Raw genomic sequence first — 25001 nt, 5'->3', positions numbered from 1 at the left:
AGAAAAGAGTATGGAACTGATAACACGACTGAAGAGAAATATCCGTCTTGTGGTTCAGATTTGTTTTACCGCCCTGACCAACGGTTATGTGAATGGATATTTGGAAGGGACGATTTACAAGGGAACCGGAAAGAAATTTTGTGTTCCCGGCCTGAACTGCTATTCCTGTCCAGGAGCATTTGGAGCTTGTCCTATCGGCTCTCTGCAGGCGGTTTTAAACAGTCCGCAGTACAAATTTTCATTCTACATCATCGGTTTTTTGATGGCGGTAGGAGCATTTTTCGGGCGGTTTGTGTGCGGCTGGCTCTGTCCATTCGGCCTGGTTCAGGATTTATTACATAAAATCCCTCTGTTCCGGAAATTAAAGAAATCGCCGGGAGACCGTTATCTGAAATATTTAAAATATGTGATATTAGTCGTTTTTGTGATTATTCTTCCCGTCACCATCACTAATATTGTCGGAGGCGGCACACCGTGGTTCTGCAAACTGATCTGCCCGTCGGGAACCTTATTGGGAGGCATTCCGCTGACGCTCTTAAACCCGTCGCTCCGTTCCGGCCTGGGGCTGCTCTTCAGTTGGAAAGTGTTCGTGCTGGTGGCTGTGGCCGTCTGGGCCATCAAGGTGTACCGCCCATTCTGCCGTTATCTCTGCCCGCTGGGCGCGGTTTACAGCCTGTTCAACCCGATTGCCCTCTACCGTTTTGAAGTGAATCAGGACAGCTGTACAAAATGCGGAGCCTGCAGGAAAGCCTGTCCCATGGATCTTCCAGTCCATGAAATTCCCAATAATCTGGAATGTATCCGGTGTGGAAAATGCTTAAAGGCTTGTAAAAACCATTCCCTTCACAGTACTTTTTCTAATATGGGATTTTCTGATATGGGAGCTGCCAAAACGGTGAACTGCCAACACTGCCAATCCGGGAATGAATGAAAAACATGATAACCACAGCCATTATCACTTTAATTTGTTTCTTTGCCAGAAGACAGAAGGGAAACGCTGCTTCCTAACCGGATTGGCCCCGGGATGGGGCGTTTCTGCCATCTGCTATAAAAGCAGCCCGCTTCCTGCATTCAGGCCCATCGGCCTTTTCGGGAAGCGGACTGCTCCTTTTTTCTTTCATTACTTTTGGGCTATGATTATCAAGTTAGTCCGTTTCATTTTCCGGTACATTTCCATACCTTCCGTACTCTGTTTAAACTAGCCTTATCACGGTAAGTGTAGCTCCGTTGCCTCCCTGAAGGACCGCTGCTCCCAGCAAACCGAAGAGCTGAAGTTCCAGTGTATCGCCTGCTGTAAGTGCGGCAAACGTCGTCGCCTCAAATGTGCTGAGTGATGCAATCGGTGCAAAGGTGGAACCTGCCAACGCTGCTCCGTTGTGCAATACGCGGGAGGACATCAGTAAGGCCGCCGTTGTGGAAACTCTGTAGGCAACCATATAGGTTCCTGTGGCCGGTACGGTAAATGTCGTATTGGCTGCGTTCACGGTAAATCCGTCTAATACCTGTACATTCGGCAGCGGTACATCCGTACCGCCCAGAATCACGGCGATTGTTGCTCCCGTCGTGTTAGTGGCATTCATACTGTTGCTGGTTACTGATGCTCCGGTCGCTCCCGTGGCTCCTGTTGCCCCGGTTGGGCCTGCTGTACCGTTAGCTCCAGTTGGACCGGTTGGGCCGGTTGCTCCCGTTGGGCCGGTTGCTCCCGTTGCTCCGGCCACTCCCGCTGTTCCCGTCGCTCCGGTTGGGCCGGTTGCTCCGGCGGTTCCTGCTGTTCCTGTCGCTCCTGTCGGGCCGGTTGCTCCGGCCGCTCCTGCTGTTCCCGTCGCTCCTGTCGGGCCGGTTGCTCCCGTTGGGCCGGTTGCTCCGGCCGCTCCTGCTGTTCCCGTTGCTCCTGTTGAGCCGGTTGCTCCGGCGGCTCCCGCTGTTCCGGTTGCCCCTGTTGGGCCGGTTGGACCTGTACCTCCCGTAGCTCCGTTAGCGCCAGTCGCTCCTGTCGGACCGGTTGGGCCTGCTACACCAGTATTTCCAGTTGCCCCTGTGGCTCCTGTTGGCCCGGTCGGGCCGGTTGGACCCTGGAATCCCTGCGGGCCCTGTGGACCTCTTGGTCCCCGTTCACCCGGGCACCCTCTGGGACCCATCGGGCCTGGACAGCCTCTGGGGCCAGTCGGACCCTGACAGCCTCTGGGACCGGTCGGACCCTGGCAGCACCTTCCACACCTTGGTTCCGGGAAATTTCCCGGGCAAAGTCCCTGGTTTCTTAAAACCTGATTTTCGCCCTGTATAAAAGAGTTTGTATTCGTATTGCCAAATCTGCAATTATCATTACAATTCATATTATCACATCCTTTTTAGTCAGCAGTTTATACTGCTAATGCCATAATATGATGTTGTCCTAAAAGATGTGTATGAATCCAACTGTCTGCCGGACGACCCGGCCTCTCCGCTCAGTGAGCGTCCTCCACGGAAAGGTCTTCGTAGTCCTCTCTGGTAAAACGGTGGTAAGTCAAACCGAATTCGTCCTCTTCCACACAATAAATATAAGGTTCCGGAACCGCGCTGCTGAAATAAAACACATGGCCGGCTCCCTCCCCTTCTTTATCCTCTTCCATATATCCAAGCCCATACATTCCGGCAAAATCCTGGAAACACGCCCGTATCTGTTCCAGTGTACTGTCTTTCGCCGTAATGACGGACAGAAAGCGTTTCAAAAATTCCGGTTCCGGAACGGCATTGGCTATATAAGCGCATCCTTTTTCCGGCACCTCGATGCAGTACCGCTCTCCCTGTCTTGAAAAACGTATCTTTCCAAGCAACGGTTCAACATCCTGAGCAAAAATCAAAAGAGCCCCGTCAAGTTCACCAAGCCTGGCTTCACCCTCAGGCTTCTTATCTCCTGTTCCCGCCTTATCCCCAAGCCTCAGCAGATTCATCAGGGAAACTGCGGGATAATAGAGCCTGATGCTCTCATCACGGCTCCCGATTTTCATCTGCCATTCTTTTATTGTGTCAAAAATATGCTGCCGCAAAAATTCTGTCGTCATATTTCTCCTGTTCCGCCGTTAAACGGCTTCCGTTTTTTATAGAAAATCAGACATGCCGCCACTACGATTACTTCCGTGATGGGGAATGTAAACCACACCTGGTTCAGCCCCAGAAAATGCAGCGCCTAGGCTACGGGCACAAGCAGAAGAACCTGACGCAGCAGAATGAGAAAGATACTCTCTTTTCCCCGATCCACCCCCTGGAAATAAACCACAAAGATCAGCCCGAACGCCGACGGGATAAAACTCAGCGCTATGATTCTGAACGCGGTGCCGCCGATCTTAAGAATCTCCGGCCTGGACGAAAAGATCCCCAGCAATAATTCCGGGATGGCCATAAAACACGCGGCTGCGGCCACCATAATCACTCCCGAGAGCACAAAAGAGCAGCGCAGGATACTGTCCACCCGATCCTTTCTCCCCGCACCGTAACTGAAACTTAACAGGGGCAGTATAACCTGCTGAAGTCCCAGAAGCGGGATAAAAAAGAAGGTCTGAAGTTTATAATAGATTCCAAGAACGGTAACCGCATCCTCGGAGAAAATTTTCAGAATCAGGTTCAGTCCCACTATGTACACCGTATACAGACATTGCATAATAATCGAGGGCGCTCCCGCCCTCAGGACTCTGGTGCAGTAATGCAGGTTCACCCGTCCAAAGGGCATGGAATACCGTTTGATAAACCCGGCCATCACGATCGCCATAGCCGCCCACTGGCCGATCACGGTTGCAACTGCGGCCCCCCTGATCCCCATCACCGGCAATCCGAAATAACCGAATATCAGAACAGGATCCAGAACAATATTCACCGCTGCCCCCGCCACCTGGGCGCACATGGGCAGCACCATATCGCTCCTGGCCTGCAATACCTTAGTTCCGGCCGCCTCGATAAACATTCCCAGTGAAAATGCAAAGATAATCTGAGCATACTGAATCCCGTATTCCCTCACAAGCGCCTGCGCCGATGAAATCTGATAATAAATTCTGATCCCGGGCATTCCCGCGGCGATAAAAAGCAGGGCGCCCAATACGCTCAGCAGGAATCCGGCCGCTATGATATTTTTCTGCGGTTTTGTCTCACCTTCCCCATCCAGCCTCGAAATCAGGATATTAATTCCCACGCCCGTACCCGTAGCCAGGGCCGTCATCAAAAGCTGGATCGGAAATATAATGGACAGAGCCGTCAGCCCCTCCTCCGAATACCTTGCAACAAAATAACTGTCCACGATGTTATAAATCGATTGAATTAACAATGCCAGCATAACCGGGGCCGACAACTTGATCAGCTGCTTCCATACCGGTGTCTCATCCATGCCCGTTTCTCCTCTGTCAAAAACTCACCGGACAAAATGCAGAATCATCTTTCTGCCCGCCCGGTGGAATGGAACCATTATCACAAAACACTCCGGATGCCCCATGATTCGAACCGTAGCCTCTTTCCCCATACGGCCTTCCCCGACATGCTTTCCAGAAGAACCGTGACGGCCATATTAATTGTATACGGCGCATGGGCCATAAGAGGCCCAAACCGGTGCTTCTCCCTGAATTGGCAGAATTTTTCAATATCTTTTTCATCATATACCTTCACTCTGCTCGCGCGCGGATTCCGGCTGAGAATTTCCGGATAATAATCCGGTTTGTAACCCGCTCTGCATCCCGTTCCGGCTACAGAACTCATTCACAAAACATTCCAAATCATTGAAGAATTCATCAACAATACCATAAACGCCACATTTCTTCAGAAATTCCATATTATTCTCCTGAAACACGGAGATGACCGTCTTATCTTTTTGCTTCTTGCAGATGGACTTTCTGCCGGTCAGGCACTTTATCTCCTTCTTTGTCAGTTTATCTTTAAACACACCGGTTATTTGGGCTATCTCCAGATTTTCAACCAGAATAATTACATCGGGAACCGTCATCATATCACTGTAAATCTCATTGTCGCGCCCGGTTTTGATCTGCAGACGGATTTCTTTCAGAAAGCCGGTTATCCGCTCTTCTCCCCGCCTGTAACCGTCCAGGAATTGTTCCACCTGTGGAATCACATAATTCTGGTAAAACCGTTCTTCATCCAACTCCCGGAATAAAAGGGCAAGCTGCCGTTCCCATTCATAATTGCGTTTAAAACCGCCATTCAGTACAGGACTATAAACCGCCATACTGCCGTCCCGGAAATTTTCAAATGAATCCGAAAGCAACGTCCCATACTCGAAGAAAATCCCTCTGTCAAAATCTTCTCCATTCACAAGAGCCCTGCCGCAGCAGTATATCATGAGCAGCTCGTTCCGAGTCTCGACCCATTTTCCATTTTTCACAAGAACGGTTCTGAACAGGAGCTCCTCCAGCTCCTGATTCCCGGCGACGTATTTTTCATAATCCTCCAGTTTTCTGAATTTTCTCTCACTCACCCGGTAGCTCGCATTGTAAAGCAGAAGATCCAGCATGTAATCGGTACAAAAGCCCAAAAAGGCGTCTGCAGTATCAGTATCCCCATCCAGTATCTGATAAATAAGCAGGTTCATAAAGGCATCCACACTGCGGGGCATCTTTTTAAGGCCCATACTGTCCATCATATCTTTTACCGCCGAAAGCATCTCTTCGGTTTCCAGCATCTCGCCGATGTACCAGGGTTTTCCGCTCTCTACAATGGAGAGCAGCTCCTCCTCCATCTCCGGACAAAACTTCAGCTTTTTGATAAGCTCCACGCATTCTTCCCGGGCGAGCGCTCCATTCTTTTCTCCAAGCAGCAGCTCATATCCCTCCCGCTTAGCCTTACCGTAGTCCTCCTCTTCCGGCTCCGGAGTCCAGTCGGAAGATTTGTCGAAGTTTTTGTCTCTTTTAATCTCCTCGTAATACCGTCCGGCAATCATTTTAATCTGCATCTTATATTTCCGTGTGTACCTGAGGCCGAATTCCTTCAGAATACGCGGAATATCATCCACCAGCATGTCCAGCTGCCAGGGATAATCAAGCTCATCCAGATAATCAAGGCTGTAAAGAATGATATCCTTGATATTCTTTTTCATAAACTGAACGTAGTTCTCACGCCGTTCTTTAAACTCGTTCGGATAAATTTTACCTAACTCACTGAAGTATGTATAATGTGCAGCCAGGAACGAACAGGACCAGTACTGCTCCATGATTTCCTGCCCATTAAGATGAAGGCCGTTCTTTTCGCATAAATGCACCAAACCGACAAAATCGATTAACTCATCTATTCCATCAAATAACTCATTCAGCCCCAGCTGTTCAAAAAATGTATTGATAAAGTCCCTGATAAAGTCCCATACCGGGCCCCGCTTCTGTAATTTCGAGACCCGCAGCAAATGAAAGGCCCGGCCGGCCCAGTGACTTCCCTCGTCAATATCGGATTCCCCGACCTCAATATCGCCAAAATCAGAAAGCTTCATCGGCAGGTTATAAAACTCGTCGACGGCCCTCTGCTCAATCTCCCGGATGATTTCCACGTCTTTGCAGAGATCCCTATCCAGAAGCATCAGAAGCTGGTTGTAAAAAGATGCCGACCTGCTTAATTTCGGAATATAGTATTCCTGGTTCTGTTCCAGAAAAGAGAACAGAAAATCAATAATAGACGGGTTATCAAACGTAATCAGAATCTCTTCGTCCCAATATGTTGTGACAAAGGTTTTCTCCAGCTCTGAGATGCAGGCCTCAAAGGACTTCATTTTCCTGTCGGCCGCATACAACTGGACATACTTTCCGAACGTATTTCTGATATCGTCCAGACTGATCGGTACATAGGAGATCGCAGTAATCAGGGCGATCATTCTCGCCTCCTCCGTAAGCTCCATAAATATTTCATTCCAGAAATTCTCCGGATAATCCAGATATCCCAGCAGTTCCTCCGTGTACTCCTGCGGTGAAAACTCCCCACAGTCACTCTGTTTTAAAAATTTCTCTATTATACGCGGGCTGTATCCCTCATTTTCAACAATATTATCACAGTGAAATAAGATGTCCTCCAGATATTCCGTTTCAAGCTCCGACGCATACAGATGGGCAAACAGTATTTTTGCTTTCTCGGCGGCACTGTAATCCTTAAGGACACATTCCAGCTTAAGCCTGCCTATGATGTCCTTAAGCTCCGGGCTCCTGCTGATTTCCTGCTGGACAATATACTCCCTAGACGTAATAATCAGCCGCTTATTTTCATCGGCCTTTACCCGGTAAATCAGTTCTTCCAGCTTTCTTGTCGCCTTCCTCCCGGTCTCTTTGTAAAATGTGCTGCCCCAGTAGTCATCCAGGATAAAGACCTGCCTCTGATCGGAGTACTCCCATCCGGCCTCAATCTCCTCTACCGTCTCGGCCCAGATAAATCCCTCATACCCCCGCACAGACAGAAATTCAAGCGCAAGAATATAAGCCAGTGTCGTCTTGCCCATCCCCGGCTCACCCGAAATCACGATCGTATGGTTGGCGTCCAGTTTCGCCAGCGCATGGTTGTAAGTCTGCGTCTGGACAAATGTTCTGCTGGTATCGAGAGCCTTGCGGTAGGCGTTCGTATTGCGGTTCCGCGCGCCCTTGTGGACAATCTCGGAAAGAACCTCCTCTATGACGGACGTATCAGGGAGCCACAGTCTGGTATAATCCTTCTCGATCCGGCGGTATTCTTTTTCCGCCAGCAGACGGTTCAGCTCATTCTTCGTGATAAGATCCCCGCTTGTTTTGATATAACCCTCAAATAACTGATAAATTTTATCGGCCTCATGTTTCCCCAGTTCCAGTGAGACAACGAGGATATAACGGTCCGGATTCAGCTTTTTAACCTTTAAAAGTTCAATGTTTTTCAGTTCCCTGTATAATGTCTTAAATTCCTTATACTTTTTGGCCTGTACCACCAGCGTGGATGTTTCGTCAAACCACAGTCCGTCGGCCCCGCCGTCAGCGGTGTCCTTAAACGTCTGAAGCCGGACATGCTCGCGCTGCTGGACCACTTCGCACGCCAGATTCTGAAAATCGGCCCAGCTCAATTTCTCATTATAATCGTATGTTCTCATGCTCAGCCTTCCTCTGCTTCCTGAAAAGGGAATTTACCGGCTTGATTTACCGCAACTGCTGCCCCTGTAACTGCGAACTTGTGTTCTTTTATTGTATCATATCAAAACCACGGTGTAAATGATATCAAAAAAAGAGGCCTCTTTGTCATGAAGATGATTCCCGCGTAAATAGACAGGATAAACATGACTCAAAGCCCCAGCACCGCGGCTTACTTTACACGCAGAGCACGGTCATCACCACTGTGCAGATTGAACTGCCTCCAGACAGACGGAAGTACCGGGAGGCCGGCCGGCTGCTAAAGCTTCGGCAGAGTCTGCGCCAGGACTATGACGGCGTCGTTTAATTTCTGTAGTTCCTGCTCCGTCAGTTTTTCTTCCAGTGTCCGGATAAACTCCCTATTTTTCATATGGTAATCATCCAGATAGGCAACTGCCTTCGGAGTCAGGCACACCTCGACGGTCCTCCTGTCGTTCTCTCTTGGCGAACGCTCCACAAATCCATGGACGACAAGGGCATCAACCAGTTTTGTCGCCTGCTGCTTGGGCACATTCAGCCGCCGGGCCATCTCCGTCATCGTGGCGGTTCCCCGGCTCCGCAATGTTTCCAGACAGTAATATGTCTCCAGGCTCATTTCTCCGTTCAGCGAATTTTTAAACGGCCGCACCAGCCTGGAATTCCAGACCGGCATTGCATGAAGCAGATTTTTTACAAATAATTCCGATATTTTCTCTGATTTCATTTTCCTTCCATTTTCCTCTCCCAGGTTTTTATTGACAAAAGCATGCAAAAATGATATCTTATAGACTTAGTAAATAAAATATGACTATCATATTTCTATTATTATCACAATTATACAACATCCAGTCTGAAAATCAATAGCCGGTTAAGAACCGCCACAAAGGAGATGCATCGTTCTATGGTCAACAATTTCAAAATTCCCGCCAGAATCAGGGAACACTTTCGTTTCAGCACTTTGAACTTTATTTTCATCATCGCATATGTCAATCTTTTCTCCCTGCTATTCGGGCCGGAAAATACGATTGCAGGCGTTATTTTTACAATCCTGATGTCCGCCTCCATGGTCCGGGATCTGACGGCCACACCGTTCCGGCATCTGGCCGGCCAGTCGCTTATACTTCTCTGGATCGCGCTCGCCGCTTATCTGGTTAACGCCCTCCCCGCTCCGGCGTCTTTTCTTCTCAATTTTATCACACTGTTGGTCATCCTGTATGCTTATACCTATGAGTACTCCACACATATGTATTTTCCCTACATTCTGTCCTACCTGTTCCTGATATTTATTTCCCCCGTGGACGCCGCCCGCCTTCCGGGACGGCTCCTAGCCATGGTGACGGGCGCCGTATCCATTCTGCTCTACCAGTGGGTTATGGGGAGAAAACGCGCAGACGAAACGGCCAGGGATGTGCTGAGTGAGATGATTGACTGCATCTGCTCCTACATCACCGGAAAACTTGACGGGAACGGCGCAAAACCCAATTCCGGGGCTATCCATCACCTGCTCTGCAGCCTCAGTAAAACCGTGTATGACCGAAGGAAAAAGGCGTTCTGCGTTTCCGACGCCGGTTTTTCCATGATCGACGCGGGACGGGGGCTTGAACATCTGCTGTTTTTGCTGGAGGAACTCCCAGAAGCTCTGTCCAATCAGGACCGCTCCCTCCTTCAGGTGACGCTGAACCGTCTGCGAGTCTTCCGCGCCTTCCTTCACCAGGAAATAAAGGAGCTTCCAAAGCCATCCCCCGATACCGTCATGGAAGGAGACAAGGAAGAAACCCATCCGCCGGATAAACTTCTGAACTACATAAACGACCGTCTGCAGCACATGTCCGATCCTCAAAATAAAGGAAACTACCGCCCGAATGTACTGTCGCTGAAACTCAGAATCCAGGCCGCCCTCGATTTAAGTCCGGTCCGTTTTGTCTACGCCCTCCGCACCGCCCTGCTTCTTGCTGCGGCAACTCTGCTCGTCCAGTCCCTCGCCCTGCCGCACGGAAAATGGCTTTTGTTCACAATGGCCTCCGTATCCCTCCCCTACGCAGACGACGTCCCGGTAAAAATGAAAAAGCGAATTGCCGCCACGGTGGCCGGAGGTCTTATCTCCGTTGCCGTCTACTCGCTGATCCCCTCCCCAGCGGGCCGCACTGCAGCCATGATGCTGTCCGGTTATCTGTCTTTCTATTTTACGGATTACGCTGAAACCTTCACCTGCTCGACCATCGGGGCCATGGGAGGCGCCGTGTTCATGAACGCCTTCGGGCTGCAGGCGGTAGGCGGCGTCTTCCTCATCCGGCTCTGTTATATCCTGGCCGGGGCCACGGCGGCATACGTGGTAAACTGCCTTATTTTTCCCTTCAACAGGGCAAAAGCCACAAGGCAGCTCTGGGACAAATATAAAACCATTACGGAACTGCTGGCGAAACTATGCCACACCGAGCAGATTGATTCCCAGTTGTATTATAACCTCGTCATCCAGGCCCATTTACTGGAAGAAAAGCTGAACCAGAACGCGCTCCTGGAGCGGTGGACCGGTTTTCCCGAACTCATGGCCCAATGCCGGAAACAGGTCAGGAACGCCCACCGCACCTTTATCGCGGAGAGAGCGGACGCCCCCGTATATGAGACGGAACATCTGCTCCCTTAATCAATGAAAAGCACGCTTCGCGAACTTTTCATTGCCACTCAACAGTAAAGTGCCGGTACGGAGAAGGAAAAATCCTTTCCATACCGGCACTCCCGGCTTTCTCTATGCCCCCCAGACACGGACTCCCTTTATATGAAGGAATCTGGCCTGCTCATACTGGTAGGAATCCAGAGGGCGCATATAGGCATCATAACTGTGAGCTGCAAGAAAAATTCGCCCGTTCTCCACGGCCACAATCACCGGGCTGTGATAATACCAGCTCCCGTTACCGAGCTGCACGATGTCTCCGGGCTGTATTCCCTTCTCATCCGTCACCACGGCGTAAGGCCCCACCGACTTATTTCCCACAAGAAAATTGTAGAGGTACTGCACCCCCGTCCAGCTCGGCGTCCTGTCATAGCCGCTGTTATAATACCAGCCCTTCACCGGAGTATAATTCATAACTCCGCTCCCCGCATAAATGCACTGCGAAGCAAAATTCGTACAGTCTCCTCCCATATGTTCGAAATCGAGATATCTCGGATTTCTCCCCAATGCCCACTGTTTGGCATACTGTAACGCCGCCTCCCGGCGGTATTCCTTTTCTTTTAACATATCTCGCAACCTGGTCCGCTCCCTGTTATTTAATCATATGGTGGACACGGCTTCGATATCCTCAGGAACTTTACTATTTCTCATCTGCGGGTCAGTCTATGTACCCCCTCCTTACTTTCGGTACATTCTCTCCGCAGCCTCCACCACATGTTTGGCCAATACGGTCGATGTCACCGTTCCGACGCCCCCCGGCACCGGTGTGATGGCTTCCACAATCGGCTCCACCTCATCGAATCTCACATCGCCGCACAGTTTCCCTTCCGGGCTTGTGTTGATTCCCACATCCAGCACAACCTGGCCGGGAGATACATAATCTTTACTTACCAGCCCCGCACAGCCCGCCGCTGAAATCAGGATCTCGGCACCGCGGCAATGGGATGCGGTGTCCACGGTGTCGATATGGCACATGGTCAGTGTCGCGCACCGATTTAACAGCATAATGCCGACCGGTTTTCCAATCACCATGCTGGCCCCGATGACCGTGACGCGTGAACTCTTGAGAGGATACCCGTAATAGTCCAGAATTTCCAGGCAAGCCTGGGCGGTGCACGGTGCAAAGCCGCCCTCCTCGCCGGAAAGTACGTTTCCCTGGGACCAGGCCGTGATGCCGTCCATGTCCTTTTCCGGTTTCAGGGCCGCGCAGACGGCCAGTTCGTCCTCGCGCCGTGCCAGAGGCCGGAACATCAGACAGCCGTGAATTCCGGGATCCCCGTTAATTTCCTGCACGACGGCCATCAGCTCCTCCGGCCGGTAATCCGGTTTAAGAAAGATATGCTTTACCTCAATCCCGATTGCGGCGCAACGTTTGGACGCGCCCCGCTCATAGGACAGATCGGCCGGACGTTCCCCAATCCGGACAATCGCAAGCGTCGGTGTAATCCCGGCCGCCTTAAGCCGTTCCACCCGCTTCGAAAGCTCCCCGCTCAGCGCTGCGACAACGGGCGCTCCCGTCAATAATTTAGCCATTGAAACTCCTCCTTACACAGGCTGCTGTCCCTGTTCTATTTTCTCCTGCCGATCCAGCATAGCCGATATGGCGGCATTGGTGATTACGTTCGGAAGTGTCCTCTGACCGCCGATAATACGGTCGATTCCCGTCATCAATGCAACGCCCTCTAACGGAAGATTAACACTGCCCAGTGTCATTGTCAACATGACAATGCTGGCGCTCGGAACACCGGCGGTTCCCAGGGAAGCCAGCAGCGCCGTGACGAAAACCGTTACCTGCTGCGCCATTGAAAGCTGCACTCCCGCCACCTGGGCGATGAAGATGACCGTCATGCCCTGATACAGAGCGCTTCCGCTCTTGCTGACATTCGTTCCAACCGACATGATAAAGCTGGCAATTGCCTCGGAAACCCCGAGATTATTCTGCAGCTCCTTGATTGCCACCGGCAGGGCCGCAGCCGAACTGTCAGTCGCCAGGGCCATGCTGATTGCCCCGAAGATACCCTTGTAGAATTTGATTGGATTCATCCTGACGCCGATGACCACGAGGCCCGCCTGGATGACAAATATAAATACAATCAGTGCCAAATGCAGCACAATAATAAATTTTCCCAGAGGAAGAAGTGTGGAAAGGCCGTATTTTCCTATCATGCCGGACATTAAGCCGAATACGCCGAACGGGGCAAAGGAAATGACGATATCTGTCATCTTATACATAACCTGTGCGGTTCTGTCAAAGAACACCTTCACCGGCTCTGCCTTCTCTCCACACATCACGATGCAGATTCCAAAGAAGAATGCAAAAACGATTACCTGAAGCATATTGTCGCCGGAAAATGATGCAAACACATTGGTCGGGAACATATTCAGGATCGTCGCGATAAAGGAAACATCCGTGGCATTCCCGGTATCGGCCACCGGCATCTGAATCGCCGCGCCCACTCCCGGCCGGAACAGGTTCGCAAATACAATACCGGTCAGGATCGCCAGCGCCGTCATGACCACAAACAGGATGAATGCCTTGATTCCCATTTTATAAATTTTTTTCATATCCGGTATACTGGTCAGGCCGCTGATAATCGCACTGAAAACAAGAGGGAGTATCAGCATCTTAAGCATACGCATAAAAAGATCGCCAATCGGTTCAAACACGGCTGCTCTTTCCCTCAAAAGAACACCAGACAAAATTCCCAGGACGAAACCGATGGCGATTTTCGCAAACATCGGCATTTTTTTCGTTTCTTTCATTCTTATCCCCTTCCCCAGTCCACTCATGGATCCTGTTGCGCCGCCCCGGTTCCCTAAAGGGGCGGGGCGACGGAACGCATATATGTAAAGAACTTATCAGGCAAGCCATTTTTCCTCATCAAACAGAGGATGCACCGCGGCAATTTCAGCCACGCGTGTGCGGATCTTATCGAGAGCGTCCGGATTGCCGCTGTTTTTAAGAGTATCCGCCAGGAGACGTCCAACCTCACGGATTTCTTCCTCTTCCAGGCCGCGGGTCGTCAGGGCCGGTGTGCCAATCCGGATGCCGCTCGTCACCTTCGGGCTCTGCGGATCATAAGGTATCATATTTTTATTGACAACGATTCCTACGGATTCCAGAACCGCCTCGGCTTCTTTGCCGGATGGGATTAAGTTTCGGACATCCACGAGAATCAGGTGTGTATTGGTTCCGCCGGAAACGAGCCGGAGACCGCATTTTAACAGTTCATCCGCCAGCGCCTGGGCATTGTCGTATACCTTCTGCTGGTATGCCTTATAAACAGGTGTCATGCTCTCCAGCGCCTGCACCGCGCGCGCCGCGATCATATCCATTTTGGGCGCCCCCTGCAGTCCCGGGAATACCTGGGTGTCAATCTTTTTGGCGAGTTCTCCCTTGCACATGATGATACCGCAGCCTCTGGCGCCTCTCCATGTCTTATGGGTGGAGCTGCTGACTACATCGGCGTGAGGAATCGGTGAAGGTATGATTCCCGCTGCAATCAGGCCGACCGGGTGTGCAATATCGGCCATCAGATAAGCGCCGACGCTCCTTGCTATCTCACCGAAGCGCTTGTAATCGATCTGTTTCGGATAGGAGGAGGCTCCGCAGATGATCAGCTTCGGCTGATGCTCTTTGGCCAGTCTCTCCACCTGCTCCATGTCGATCTCCTCTGTTTCCCTGTTCAGTCCGTAAAATACCGACTGGTACATTTTACCGCTGTAATGGAATTTGGCGCCATGGCTTAAATGGCCGCCCTGATCCAGTTCCATTGAAAGTACGGTATCACCCGGTTTCAGCAGGGCGCGCAGAATCGCCACATTCCCCACCGTCGCGCTCATGGACTGTACGTTTACATGATCGGCGCCAAACAGTTTTTTAATACGCTCTTTTGCCAGATTTTCCACTCTGTCGGCCAGTTCACAGCCTGCCACGAAGCGTCCGCCAGGATAACCCTCGGCATTTTTGTCGGCCCAGATGGAACCTTCCAGTCCCGCCGCCAGAGGTGAGGCATAATTTTCCGATGCGATCAGGCAGAGTGTTTTTTTCTGACGCTCCTCCTCCTGCATGGTCAGTTCCGCCATTTCAGGGTCAAATTTTTTAATTTTCTCAAAGCTGTTATCCAGATACATCTTCATTCCTCCATTTTTTAATTTCCCGATTTATAAGTTCCTGTCTGTTGCTTTTCTATAATCCCATTATAATAAACCGGCTGTTTTTTTATAGGAACTAAACCACCGTTTTATTGAACAAAATCACACTTTTTATCATTTTTTCTTTACATTTATGGTACATAATAACGAAACAGGCTGTTTTCTCCTCCTTTACCCTGTACATAATATCCTATTTTTTAATGAAATAACGATTCTCAAGTCAACTTTACGGCATGGGGGATTCCTGATATAATGAAACAAAGGCGGTGAATGCAATGGGAAATATACAGGAACTGGACTGGGGAAATATCGACTGGGTCTTTGAACCCGCCCCGGGATCAAATGATAAAATGAAGGTTGGAATCAGCACCATACGGTCCGGCGGGGAGCAGCCCCGCCATATTCATATCGGGGATGAACAGCTTATGTACGTCCTGAAGGGGTACGGACACCAAAAAGTCGGGGATGAAGAACTCCCGCTGGCTCCCGGAAAGCTCTATCATATTTCCCCCGGCATGTCCCATGAGGCTGTCAACGACGGGGACGAAGAGATTGTCAAACTGCTGATCTCCATTCCCGCCGCACTGAGCGACGGACCGGCCTGGCAGGGACAGGAAACCGAAGTCCCCGCCGCTCCCCAGGAAATTGACAGACGGCATTTTCTCCGACAGACCATCTCCGAAATCTCCGGCCAGATGCTGCATCCGCTGAAAATGCCGCTGTCCATCTACGACTGTGACGGAACGGCGGTCTATCAGAATGCGGAATATCCCGCCTTCTGTAAGACGTGCTGTGACATCGTGGAGGATCCGATGAGCTGTCCCCTCTACCGTCAGAAGGAGTCTTATCCCGCATCCTGCAATTCGAGGCCCTCGGCCTTTATCTGCCAGTACGGCCTCTCCCTCTATATTCTGCCCATCGTGTCCGGCGAAGATTACCTGGGGGCGATTAAGGCCGGCCACGTCAGGACGATGGAGCCCGCCGTGACGGAATTTCCGGGAAAGCTCCCCTACAATGTCCCCAGCAGCACCGTGGCGGGCATCCTGCAGATTATGGAGAAGCTTTCGAACATCATCTGCAATTACTATCATTTTACCCAGATGGAAGCGGCCCTGGAGGACAGCAAAAAAGCCCTGTCCGACCAGACGAAGCAGGAGCAGCTTCTGCAGTCCTCGCTCCAGACCAGCCAGACAAAGGCCATCAACTTACAGATTAACCAGCATTTCTTATTTAACACATTGAATATGATGATGGGCACGGCCATCCGTGAGAACGCGGAACAGACCTACCAGGCCATCAGCAGCCTGGCCCTGATGCTTCAATATACGCTGCGCGGCGACAGCTATTTTGTCCCGCTTCGCGAGGAAGTGAATTACCTGAAGAATTATACGGGGCTGCAGCAGATGCGTTTCGGAAAACGCCTGCTGCTTCAGTACGATATCGACGAACAGCTTCTGCACGAGGAGGTCCCGTTTAACTTCCTTCAGCCGATCGTGGAGAACTGCTTCAAGCATGCCTTTACCGCATCCGGAGATCTGATGGCTATCTCCGTCTCCATCCTCGGGGAGGAGAATTATCTCGTCGCACGGATCAGCGACAACGGCAAAGGAATGGAACCGGAAGAGCTTCTCGCCCTCAGGGATATCATGCGCAACGGCGACTCCTCCCACGGAACGGCAATGGTTGCGCGGAAACTGGATGCCCTGTACGGTGAGAAATACCGCTATGAAATCAGCTCCTGCGCCGACATTGTATTCCTGGACATTGAAATGCCCGGCTTAAACGGGCTCCAGGTCATGGAAAAGCTCAGCCATGAGCCCCTGGGGGATGTGGCCTTTATCATCATTACGGCATATAATTCCTTTACCTACGCCCAGCAGGCGCTGCGGCTCAAGGCCCGTGATTTTCTGCTGAAACCGATACTCTACGAGCAGTTCTGCGAGACTATGCAGCGTGTTCTGGGATACCGTTATTCCGACAATCCGCTGTTTAACCAGCTTATGGAATACATTGATCTGCATTATATGGAAGAGCTTCATCTGGGGGACTGCGCTGCAGCTATTTCAACCAGCGAAAGCAACGTGGCAAGATTATTCAAACATTATCTGAACACCAGCTTTACCACCTATTATAATTCCGTCCGGATCAATAAGGCGACGGAGCTTCTGCACAACGGCTGCTCGGTCAAGGAGGCCGCGGATATGGTGGGATACAGCAATTTAAACTATTTTTACCGCACGTTTAAGAAGCAGACCGGAATGACTCCGAAAGAGCACCAGAGCGGCCATAAACCCGCCGTCCCTCCGTCTTGACAGGGAAGGATTTTCCGGCGCAATTCTTTTAACCGGGGAACCTTGCATACTCCGGATAAGTATGGTACGCTTATCCATAACAGCGGCGTATTAACAAAAGTTTCCGCAAAAGCAGTAAATCAGATACAGAACCGACATCACGGAACATACACAATAAAAAGCCACCCGGAGGCGCTTATGCAAAAGAAAATTTTCCCTGTTATTATAACAATTGCCCTTATACTCTCCAGCTTTTTTTCACTTTTCTGTCTGCACAACCTCCAGGGTAATGCAAAAGTAATCAACTATGCCGGTATTGTGCGCGGCGCCACCCAGCGCCTTGTCAAAGAGGAGCTGAACCATCACCCCAATGATGCCCTGATTCAAAGACTGGACGGCATTATTTCAGAGCTTCAGACAGGCGAAGGTGAACACGGGCTCATCCGCATGGACAGCAGTAAATTCCAGTCCCTGATACTTGAGATGCAGGCCGAATGGGAAGATATGAAGGAAGAAATTAAAGATGTCAGGGCCGGGGGAGACACGGAACAGCTCTTTAAGGACAGTGAATCATATTTTGACCTGGCCGATCAGGCGGTTCTGGCCGCGGAACAGTTTTCTGAAAAGAGGGAGTACTTGGCCGAGAAAAGCCTGCTGATATTGAACTGTTCCTTCATCGTTATGATTTTCCTGTTTTACCTCTTCAGTTCCAGCCAGGCCAGACGGCGTAAAGCGCTCATGGCCGCCGAGGAAGAGAACCGCAGAAAAGAAGAGCGTCTGTCCCGTATGACCGACAGCCTCCTCGGGCCGATGAACGACATCTCCGAGCTTATCTATGTAACCGACATAGAAAGCCATGATCTGCTGTTTCTGAATAAGGCCGGCCAGGAAACATTCCATATAGACAATATGGACGGCCAAAAATGTTACAAAGCCCTGCAGGGCAAGGAGCAGCCCTGCGATTTCTGCACCACCCCACTACTGAAGGAGGGAGAAATTTATACCTGGGAATACACCAATCCCCTGACGAAACGCCACTATCTCCTGAAGGACAGCCTGGTGGAATGGGAAGGACGCATCGCACGGATGGAACTCGCCTTCGACACCACCGAATCGGAAAGGGAAAAGATACAGTTAAAGTCCAACCTGGAGGCCGACAAGATGATCACGGAGTGTGTACGCATGCTGTACCAGCCCGATGATATTGACGCGGCAATCGCCCAGGTGCTTCAGTATCTTGGGAGCTTTCTCTCCGCCGCCCGCGCCTATATCGTCTATATCAGGGATGGCAGAATGTATAATGATTATGAATGGTGTGCGGAAGGCATCTCACCTCAGAAAAATTTTCTACAGGAAATGCCAATTGATTTGATTGAACGCTGGATCCCTTATTTTAACCACAAGGAATGTATTATCATCGAAGATTTGGAACAGATCCGCGGGACGGCTCCGAAGGAATATGAAATCCTTCACTCGCAATCCATCCAAAGCCTGGTTGTCGCTCCGCTGGAGCGTGAAGGGACTCTGGTCGGTTATTTCGGCGTAGATAATCCTCCACCCGACCGGATTCAGAATATCGCGCCTCTCCTCCAGACTCTGTGCTATTTCCTGCTGCTTGCAAGAAGCCATTCGGACAGCCAGAAACTACTGACCCATTTGAGTTATTTCGACAAACTGACCGATTTTCAAAACAGAAACAAGTACATAGAAGACACGACAGCGCTGGCACACACGGATACCCCCGTGGGAATCGTCTATCTGGACGTTAACGGATTAAAAGATATCAACGACCGCTATGGCCACGAATTTGGCGATAAGGTTTTGGTTGAATGCGCAAGGCGGATGAGAGCGGTCTTCACCTGCGCCAATTTTTATCGGATCGGCGGTGATGAATTTGTCATCATCTGTCCCGACATGAACCAGGAGCAGTTCCAGAATCTGGTGCACGAGCTGAAGGCCCGCTTTGCTCTGGACTCCGACTGCCAGGCCGCAATCGGCTCCCAGTGGATCGAATGTATTGATGATATCAGCCGGGAGATTGCAATTGCCGACGCCCGGATGTACGAAGATAAGAAGGCGTTTTACCGGAAGAATCCGGCCTCACGCCGCTATCGCCATTACAATGATGATCTTCTGTCCCACCTGTCGAATTCCGCCTCACTGCAGAAAGAGATCGATGAGAATCATTTCGTCGTTTACTTTCAGCCAAAAATTTCGTCCGCCAGCCATCTGGCCGAGGGGGCCGAAGCGCTCGTCCGTTACTCACCGCAGCCGGGCAGACTGATCTATCCCGGAGATTTCATACCGCTGCTGGAAGAATTTGAGATCATCAACCTGATTGATTTCTACGTTTTCCGCTTTGTCTGTTCCAAACTGAGTTCCTGGAAAAAAAGCGGCAGACGCCTCTTCCCCGTTTCCGTAAACTTTTCAGTCTGCTCACTGAAAATGCCTGATTTTATCGAGCGCCTCACGGAAATTTGCAAATCCTGTGATATTTCACCGAACTATCTGGAAATAGAAGTCACGGAAAAAATGCAGAACCACGACGGTCTCGATGTAAAAGAACTGAGTTCCAGACTTCAGAAGGCGGGCTTTACCATTGCCCTCGACGATTTTGGCACGGAGTGCGCAAACGTCGTTCTTCTGTCCGAGGTGGAATTCGACGTGCTGAAGCTGGACAAGAGCATCATCGACCATATTGCCGACAATCCGAGAAACCTGACCATTGTCAGATCCATCTCCGAGGTCTGCCACAATCTCGGTGTCTGCCTGGTGGCCGAGGGCGTGGAGGCGGAGGAACAGTTTTCCGTATTGTGTACCTGCGATATTGATCTGGTGCAGGGGTACCTGTTCAGCAAACCTGTTTCCGCAGAGGAATATGAGAAACTGTTTCTATACAAAGCGCAGTAGAGTCCGTTTCACGGATGCTTCATTATCCAATCATTATTATCTAATACTAAATAAAAGGCTCCGGATTGTTGATTTCAGCAGTCCGGAGCCTTTTCTGACTTTTCTGACTTTTCTCTTGCTTACTCTCCCATGAAACCGGCCGGTGCAGAGAACAGCCAGGCCGGTTTCATAAGCCACATGTCTCCCCGGAATCTTCACAGTCCAGGCCACGGCTGCCGGAGCCATCGCAGGCACAGAGATTACCGCAGGTGATACAGCCACAGCCATCACAGGAGCCGCAGTCATCGCAGCAGCCGCAGCCATCACGGCAGCCGCAGAGTGCAGACAGTTTTGCATAGAGCGTATGTTCCAGATGGGTTGCATTAATAATCGTTTTGTTAATCTCTCTGTTGATACAAAGTATCTTATCAATATCATCCGTCATGGAAAGCACCTTCTGGAGCTTCTCTCCCTCCGCATTTAGAATACGAGCCATGGAGGCCTCCATCATGGCGATGGATTCCATGATATCGGCGCATGCATCCCCTTTACAGCAGTCATTTTCGGGGCTGCATTTTCTGCAGGCCATAAAATTACAGGGACAGAGGGTTATGTTTAAACAGCACACCGGAATTTTCCATTGGCACAGATATGGATATTTTTCCTTTTTAAACGCCAGAAAATCAACGACTATCTCCCCGCACTCCGACCTGCACGGATAAAAGATGATATCTTTCAGAATGAAACTGCATTCGGCCATACAGGAGCCGACAACCCGGCCGCATTCGTCGAAGATACAGAGATAGGACTGGCTGTTTTTCACAAAGGTGATGATGTGCACGGGACAGAGGCTGATAATTCCTGTAATGCTGGAGCCGGGGGAACGGTACAGTACTTCCGCTCCCTCGGAGCACTTACATACCTCGATCACACAGGCCGTATAAGCGGCAACCAGGCTGTCATGGCAGCAATTAAAAGAGAGGCCGGTGATATTTCCCGTATTTTTTCCGCAGTTAAAGGTAATGCAGTCTATTTCCGTCATGTTGCATGCCAGCTTAAACAGCATATTGCCCTGCCTTTTCGATGACGCCCAGAAACAATTTTCCACGGAATCGTAACAGATGCAGTCATACTCCCTGCCTGTGGAAAAACATTCAACAATATGAAAACAAACATCCGCTTTAATAATTTCACAGGTGTGCAGGATTGTAAAATAGTAATGGCAGCCGTCAAATGCCACACGGTTTATCTTTTGGTCACACCGCAGCGCTATCGGTCTGCATTCCGTTAAAACACAATCATCCATCAAAATCTCCTTCCTGTTTCTTATATCGGTTTCTATGTAATGTATGAGCGCCGGGCCGGATTGCGTCCGGGCCGGCATTCATAAATGTGGCTGATTCCTGGTTCAAATCCACCGTATAAAATCTTGACGTGGCATTTACAAAAAGGAACAGATGCCCGTCCAGATCAAAGGTTCCGACGTTAAAGTCATTGTTCGGAAGCCCTGTGGGGTTGGATGAAAGCTGCATCAGGTTTCCGGTGTTATCGATACGTACAATTCTGTGCACCGTCTGGTCATACCCATAAATATAATGATCCAGCAGGTTATATCCAATTGCATTTACATTGTTGATTGGATTCAGGAATCCCTGAAGTTCGGAGACTCCCGTCACCACATCGATATTGTACCACTGGGTCGGCTCATTGACGAACTGACCGGCGTCCTGGTACATGCAAGCGGATTGTCATTCGTATCGTGGCTGAAGTTCTGGCTTCCGATCACCGCGTTATTGGTAATTTATGTGGCCGTAACCGTTGATGTCAGCACTCTCGGACCGTTTGACACGGTAAAGCCGCCCGGGTCATATTGACCGTTGTGGTTTCAATCATGAAACACTATGCCTGTTATTACAGCCGGCATATCATCATCCCCTTGTTTTATCTATTTTAGTCACACTCGCAGTTGATGCGGATGTCAATTGTTACCGTCTGTCTGCAGCTCCCCTCACCAACTTCGAGAATAACCGTCCCGCTGTCCGTCTGCATACAATCAACAGTTATGATGCTATTCTGGAACGTTACGGAAGGCGGCAGGCTGACCGCTTTTACAAATGCGGCGGGCGCAGCTGCAAAAAGCATGGAAACCGGCAGTTCATTACAGTTACCGATAAGAACGGAATAACTGTTTTTATTATTCTTTATAATCTCGTCGTCTGTGTCTGCAAGATTAACAAAGATGAGCGAGGTATCGGTTATGGCCGCACAAGGACATTCCTCGCACAGACAATCCTCAAACAGCGCAAGTTTGGATTTTAACACAATTTCGAGCATGGAGACCGAATTGACAACATCATTTACCGACTTGTTAACCATCAGCATTTCCTGCGGCGAATCTGACAGCGCCACAATTTTCTGAATTTTCTCTCCCTCTGCATTTAATATATGAGCCAGAGCAGCCTGTTCAAGAGCTACGGACTGAATGATATCCGTGATAGACTGGCATCTTGAAATGTTGCTTGGCTGTATGATAGGCATTCCCATAAAATTTCCTCCCGGATTAAAGATCGCAAATATCGGATTTATTTAATATATTACATTATCATAATATGATTTTTATTTTGAAACGTTACAGAGAGAAGCGGGACGGCCGGTACGCACGATTGTCAAGCCACCACATAAAAATGAGACGGATACCAGCAATTCTACGGTTTCCGTCTCATTCATCAAAATTTCTTTAACTTAGTCTCTGCTTTTAATATCTTCACCTAAAAAATCCGACTTATTTTGTTCATAGCTGTCCAGAATCTGTATGAATTGCTCATCCTTGACCGCTTTATATTGATTCAATTCAACTAATTTCAAATAATTCTTTTTTGCTACTCCAAAATCGATATCGCTCACAAAACATCCCGCCCATTCCCACTTCCGCTATCGAACTTGCTATTTTTATCTGAAACCGCTCGGCTTCATTGGCCCCTATGCCCTGAGAGAGATTAAGCACCCGATGTTTCCTGTCATCCAAAACCAAATCATATGTACATGATGACTCTACCAATTGGTAATTGACTATCTGGGGATTTTTCTGTCCGTTTTCTTCTTTTTCCACAAAGAAAAAACAGCGGATATGAATGCTATTCCGATACCGCTGAATATCCATTCTTTATTACTGTATAACCAGTCTACCATCTTTTTCCTCTTATATTTCTGTTTATTGTCTGCGCTATGGAATTTGTCGTCCCCTGCCTTAAAGCATCCCCGGAGCCCTGACGCTTTTCACCTTTCTCACCTTTCCCTTTAAGGTTTTGCGCTGTAAAGCTTCCAGCACAAGAGCGCCTTTCCGGTTTAAGATTTCCACATAGCTTAAGCTGTCCCTGATATCGATGATTCCGATATCCGTCACTTCCACCCCCTCTATACTGCAGATGGTGGCGACGATATCATTGGCCCTGATTTTTGATTTCCGGCCTCCGCCGATGGACAGTCTCATAATTTCTTTGGTAAACCCGCTGCCGCTCTGCGTTTTTAATTCCGTTTTGGCTCGCTGGCTTGTCCAGAATTGTTTCTCAGCCGCCTGTTCCACTTCCGGGCATTTTCCAATCTCAAAAGTCCAGCCGGTGAATTCTTCCACCATCCTGAGCATCCGGCGATCCTCTTCGCAGACAAGACTTACCGCCGTCCCTGTTTTTTTGTTTCTGCCGGTACGTCCAATCCGATGGACATAGGTTTCCCTTCCGGTCGGAAAGTCATAATTGAATACATGGGTAATGTCCTTGAAATCAATGCCCCTGGCTGCCACATCAGTCGCAATCAAAAAGCGGAAACCGCCTCTCCGAAACGCATTGACGGTTTTCAAACGTTCCTTCTGCTCCATATCGCCGTGCAGCATCCCGCAGAAAATCCGGTTCCGCCTCAATTTCTGGAACAGGACATTTACCATCTCCCTTGTCCCGCAAAAGATGATGGCGCTCTCCGGATTCTCCAGCTTCAGCGCCCTGATGAAGGTATCGTATTTGCCGTCCGGTTCCGTTTCATAAAACTTCTGCTCGATGGCAGGTTCCTCCTCCTGCTGCGCATCACATGTCACGGTGACGGCCTCCTGCATGAATCCTTCCGTCAACCGGCAGATCTCCGGCTTCAGTGTGGCGGAAAAAAGAGAAATTCCCGCTTGTTCCGGGACTTCTGCCAAAATTTCCTTTACCTCGTCGGCAAACCCCATATCCAGCATTAAATCCGCCTCGTCGATTACAACCCATTTCACCTGGCCGAGCTTTAAAGTTTCGCGACGGAGATGATCCATGACGCGCCCCGGCGTCCCCACTATGATATGAGACTTCTGTTTCAAGGTCTGAATCTGCTTATCAATGGGAAAACCACCGTATACGGCCGCAACCTTTAACCGCTTCAGCCTGCCGATAAAAAAGACTTCATCTCTCACCTGTTCCGTCAGCTCCCTGGTGGGTTCCAGAATTAAAACCTGGGGGAGGTTCTCCTCCCAGACCACATTCTCACAGACCGGAATTGCAAACGCCGCCGTTTTCCCGCTCCCGGTGGGTGCCTTGGCTAATACATTGGCGCCCAACAACATAACCGGTATGACCGACTTCTGTATCTTGGTCGGTGTCTGATAGCCCAGCACTTTCAGTGCGCTTAGGATTGTATCGGATAATTCGTAATTATTAAAATGATTATTTTCCTGTTTATTCATCTGCCTCTTCCTTATGAAAAAATAAATGCAGAGAACTGCAAAGTTCCTCTGCATCCAGGCTGTTCATACGGCCCGTTAATTGATTATATCACAGATATTGGTATCTGACGATTCCCTGTTTTTTTGTCATTGCGAAAGCAACATAAAATATGCCATGCCGGCTCTTCCCATTTCCAGGCAATGAAAAAGGGCGGCCGGAATTATATTCC

General features: G+C 49.8%; 18 protein-coding genes. 4 read left to right on the top strand and 14 right to left on the bottom strand.

Annotated features, from left to right (window positions below):
- The first annotated feature begins 10 nt into the window (after positions 1 to 10).
- Positions 11 to 931 (top strand): 4Fe-4S binding protein, encoded by a 921-nt coding sequence (locus V3C10_07580; GenBank protein ID WVP63654.1) that lies wholly within the window; start codon positions 11 to 13, stop codon positions 929 to 931.
- Positions 932 to 1193: 262 nt separating this feature from the next.
- Here V3C10_07580 and V3C10_07575 read toward each other — a convergent pair whose 3' ends face one another.
- The 5 genes from V3C10_07575 to V3C10_07555 all read right to left on the bottom strand — a co-directional run bounded on the left by V3C10_07575 (position 1194) and on the right by V3C10_07555 (position 8802).
- Positions 1194 to 2333, bottom strand: coding sequence for a collagen-like protein (locus tag V3C10_07575; protein WVP63653.1), 1140 nt, complete (start codon positions 2331 to 2333; stop codon positions 1194 to 1196).
- A 111-nt stretch (positions 2334 to 2444) separates the two neighbouring features.
- Positions 2445 to 3041 carry a DUF3877 family protein gene (locus V3C10_07570; GenBank protein WVP63652.1) on the bottom strand — a complete coding sequence of 199 codons (597 nt, stop codon included), beginning with the start codon at positions 3039 to 3041 and terminating at the stop codon, positions 2445 to 2447.
- Positions 3042 to 3166: 125 nt separating this feature from the next.
- The gene (locus V3C10_07565) at positions 3167 to 4354 is read right to left on the bottom strand and encodes an MATE family efflux transporter (GenBank protein WVP63651.1); all 1188 of its coding nucleotides are present in this window, start codon (positions 4352 to 4354) and stop codon (positions 3167 to 3169) included.
- 261 nt (positions 4355 to 4615) lie between these two features.
- Entirely contained in the window at positions 4616 to 8062 is a 3447-nt protein-coding gene (locus V3C10_07560) for a restriction endonuclease (protein ID WVP63650.1), read from the bottom strand.
- A gap of 296 nt (positions 8063 to 8358) precedes the next feature.
- Complete coding sequence (locus V3C10_07555; GenBank protein ID WVP63649.1) at positions 8359 to 8802, bottom strand: MarR family transcriptional regulator; 444 nt, start codon at positions 8800 to 8802, stop codon at positions 8359 to 8361.
- A 177-nt stretch (positions 8803 to 8979) separates the two neighbouring features.
- Between V3C10_07555 and V3C10_07550 the strand changes: the two genes are divergently transcribed.
- Positions 8980 to 10722 (top strand): FUSC family protein, encoded by a 1743-nt coding sequence (locus V3C10_07550; protein ID WVP63648.1) that lies wholly within the window; start codon positions 8980 to 8982, stop codon positions 10720 to 10722.
- Between the two features lie 102 nt (positions 10723 to 10824).
- Here V3C10_07550 and V3C10_07545 read toward each other — a convergent pair whose 3' ends face one another.
- The 4 genes from V3C10_07545 to glyA form a co-directional block, all read right to left on the bottom strand.
- Positions 10825 to 11316: an amidase domain-containing protein gene (locus V3C10_07545; protein WVP63647.1), complete on the bottom strand. Its 492-nt coding sequence runs from the start codon at positions 11314 to 11316 to the stop codon at positions 10825 to 10827.
- 111 nt (positions 11317 to 11427) lie between these two features.
- Positions 11428 to 12282 carry a tetrahydrofolate dehydrogenase/cyclohydrolase catalytic domain-containing protein gene (locus V3C10_07540; protein WVP63646.1) on the bottom strand — a complete coding sequence of 285 codons (855 nt, stop codon included), beginning with the start codon at positions 12280 to 12282 and terminating at the stop codon, positions 11428 to 11430.
- Positions 12283 to 12294: 12 nt separating this feature from the next.
- Positions 12295 to 13512, bottom strand: coding sequence for a dicarboxylate/amino acid:cation symporter (locus V3C10_07535; protein WVP63645.1), 1218 nt, complete (start codon positions 13510 to 13512; stop codon positions 12295 to 12297).
- Positions 13513 to 13608: 96 nt separating this feature from the next.
- Positions 13609 to 14883 carry a serine hydroxymethyltransferase gene (glyA, locus tag V3C10_07530; GenBank protein WVP63644.1) on the bottom strand — a complete coding sequence of 425 codons (1275 nt, stop codon included), beginning with the start codon at positions 14881 to 14883 and terminating at the stop codon, positions 13609 to 13611.
- Positions 14884 to 15179: 296 nt separating this feature from the next.
- Between glyA and V3C10_07525 the strand changes: the two genes are divergently transcribed.
- Together V3C10_07525 and V3C10_07520 are read left to right on the top strand one after the other, a co-directional pair.
- The gene (locus V3C10_07525; GenBank protein WVP63643.1) at positions 15180 to 17216 is read left to right on the top strand and encodes a histidine kinase; all 2037 of its coding nucleotides are present in this window, start codon (positions 15180 to 15182) and stop codon (positions 17214 to 17216) included.
- 177 nt (positions 17217 to 17393) lie between these two features.
- Positions 17394 to 20105: an EAL domain-containing protein gene (locus V3C10_07520; protein WVP63642.1), complete on the top strand. Its 2712-nt coding sequence runs from the start codon at positions 17394 to 17396 to the stop codon at positions 20103 to 20105.
- Between the two features lie 166 nt (positions 20106 to 20271).
- On the opposite strand, the gene V3C10_07515 is transcribed toward V3C10_07520, so the two are convergent.
- The 5 genes from V3C10_07515 to V3C10_07495 form a co-directional block, all read right to left on the bottom strand.
- Positions 20272 to 21390, bottom strand: coding sequence for a hypothetical protein (locus V3C10_07515; GenBank protein WVP63641.1), 1119 nt, complete (start codon positions 21388 to 21390; stop codon positions 20272 to 20274).
- Positions 21383 to 21820, bottom strand: a complete 438-nt coding sequence (locus V3C10_07510; GenBank protein WVP63640.1) for a hypothetical protein — start codon at positions 21818 to 21820, stop codon at positions 21383 to 21385. The genes V3C10_07515 and V3C10_07510 overlap by 8 nt, the downstream gene beginning before the upstream one ends.
- A gap of 214 nt (positions 21821 to 22034) precedes the next feature.
- The gene (locus V3C10_07505; GenBank protein WVP63639.1) at positions 22035 to 22628 is read right to left on the bottom strand and encodes a hypothetical protein; all 594 of its coding nucleotides are present in this window, start codon (positions 22626 to 22628) and stop codon (positions 22035 to 22037) included.
- 198 nt (positions 22629 to 22826) lie between these two features.
- Positions 22827 to 22988 (bottom strand): hypothetical protein, encoded by a 162-nt coding sequence (locus tag V3C10_07500; GenBank protein ID WVP63638.1) that lies wholly within the window; start codon positions 22986 to 22988, stop codon positions 22827 to 22829.
- Between the two features lie 343 nt (positions 22989 to 23331).
- The gene (locus V3C10_07495; protein WVP63637.1) at positions 23332 to 24792 is read right to left on the bottom strand and encodes a DEAD/DEAH box helicase; all 1461 of its coding nucleotides are present in this window, start codon (positions 24790 to 24792) and stop codon (positions 23332 to 23334) included.
- Positions 24793 to 25001 lie beyond the last annotated feature (209 nt).

It is taken from the genome of [Clostridium] symbiosum (assembly GCA_036419695.1).
GTDB classification, from domain to species: domain Bacteria; phylum Bacillota; class Clostridia; order Lachnospirales; family Lachnospiraceae; genus Otoolea; species Otoolea symbiosa_A.
This window is presented reverse-complemented; position numbering and strand designations above follow the sequence as displayed.

Excerpts from the sequence above, each read along its gene's own strand:
- V3C10_07570 (WVP63652.1), bottom strand. The coding sequence starts at position 3,041 with ATGACGACAGAATTTTTGCGGCAGCATATTTTTGACACAATAAAAGAA.
- V3C10_07510 (WVP63640.1), bottom strand. The coding sequence starts at position 21,820 with ATGTACCAGGACGCCGGTCAGTTCGTCAATGAGCCGACCCAGTGGTAC.
- V3C10_07560 (WVP63650.1), bottom strand. The coding sequence starts at position 8,062 with ATGAGAACATACGATTATAATGAGAAATTGAGCTGGGCCGATTTTCAG.
- V3C10_07545 (WVP63647.1), bottom strand. The coding sequence starts at position 11,316 with ATGTTAAAAGAAAAGGAATACCGCCGGGAGGCGGCGTTACAGTATGCC.
- glyA (WVP63644.1), bottom strand. The coding sequence starts at position 14,883 with ATGTATCTGGATAACAGCTTTGAGAAAATTAAAAAATTTGACCCTGAA.
- V3C10_07540 (WVP63646.1), bottom strand. The coding sequence starts at position 12,282 with ATGGCTAAATTATTGACGGGAGCGCCCGTTGTCGCAGCGCTGAGCGGG.
- V3C10_07535 (WVP63645.1), bottom strand. The coding sequence starts at position 13,512 with ATGAAAGAAACGAAAAAAATGCCGATGTTTGCGAAAATCGCCATCGGT.
- V3C10_07550 (WVP63648.1), top strand. The coding sequence starts at position 8,980 with ATGGTCAACAATTTCAAAATTCCCGCCAGAATCAGGGAACACTTTCGT.
- V3C10_07520 (WVP63642.1), top strand. The coding sequence starts at position 17,394 with ATGCAAAAGAAAATTTTCCCTGTTATTATAACAATTGCCCTTATACTC.
- V3C10_07495 (WVP63637.1), bottom strand. The coding sequence starts at position 24,792 with ATGAATAAACAGGAAAATAATCATTTTAATAATTACGAATTATCCGAT.
- V3C10_07505 (WVP63639.1), bottom strand. The coding sequence starts at position 22,628 with ATGGGAATGCCTATCATACAGCCAAGCAACATTTCAAGATGCCAGTCT.
- V3C10_07515 (WVP63641.1), bottom strand. The coding sequence starts at position 21,390 with ATGGATGATTGTGTTTTAACGGAATGCAGACCGATAGCGCTGCGGTGT.
- V3C10_07555 (WVP63649.1), bottom strand. The coding sequence starts at position 8,802 with ATGAAATCAGAGAAAATATCGGAATTATTTGTAAAAAATCTGCTTCAT.
- V3C10_07565 (WVP63651.1), bottom strand. The coding sequence starts at position 4,354 with ATGGATGAGACACCGGTATGGAAGCAGCTGATCAAGTTGTCGGCCCCG.
- V3C10_07525 (WVP63643.1), top strand. The coding sequence starts at position 15,180 with ATGGGAAATATACAGGAACTGGACTGGGGAAATATCGACTGGGTCTTT.
- V3C10_07580 (WVP63654.1), top strand. The coding sequence starts at position 11 with ATGGAACTGATAACACGACTGAAGAGAAATATCCGTCTTGTGGTTCAG.
- V3C10_07575 (WVP63653.1), bottom strand. The coding sequence starts at position 2,333 with ATGAATTGTAATGATAATTGCAGATTTGGCAATACGAATACAAACTCT.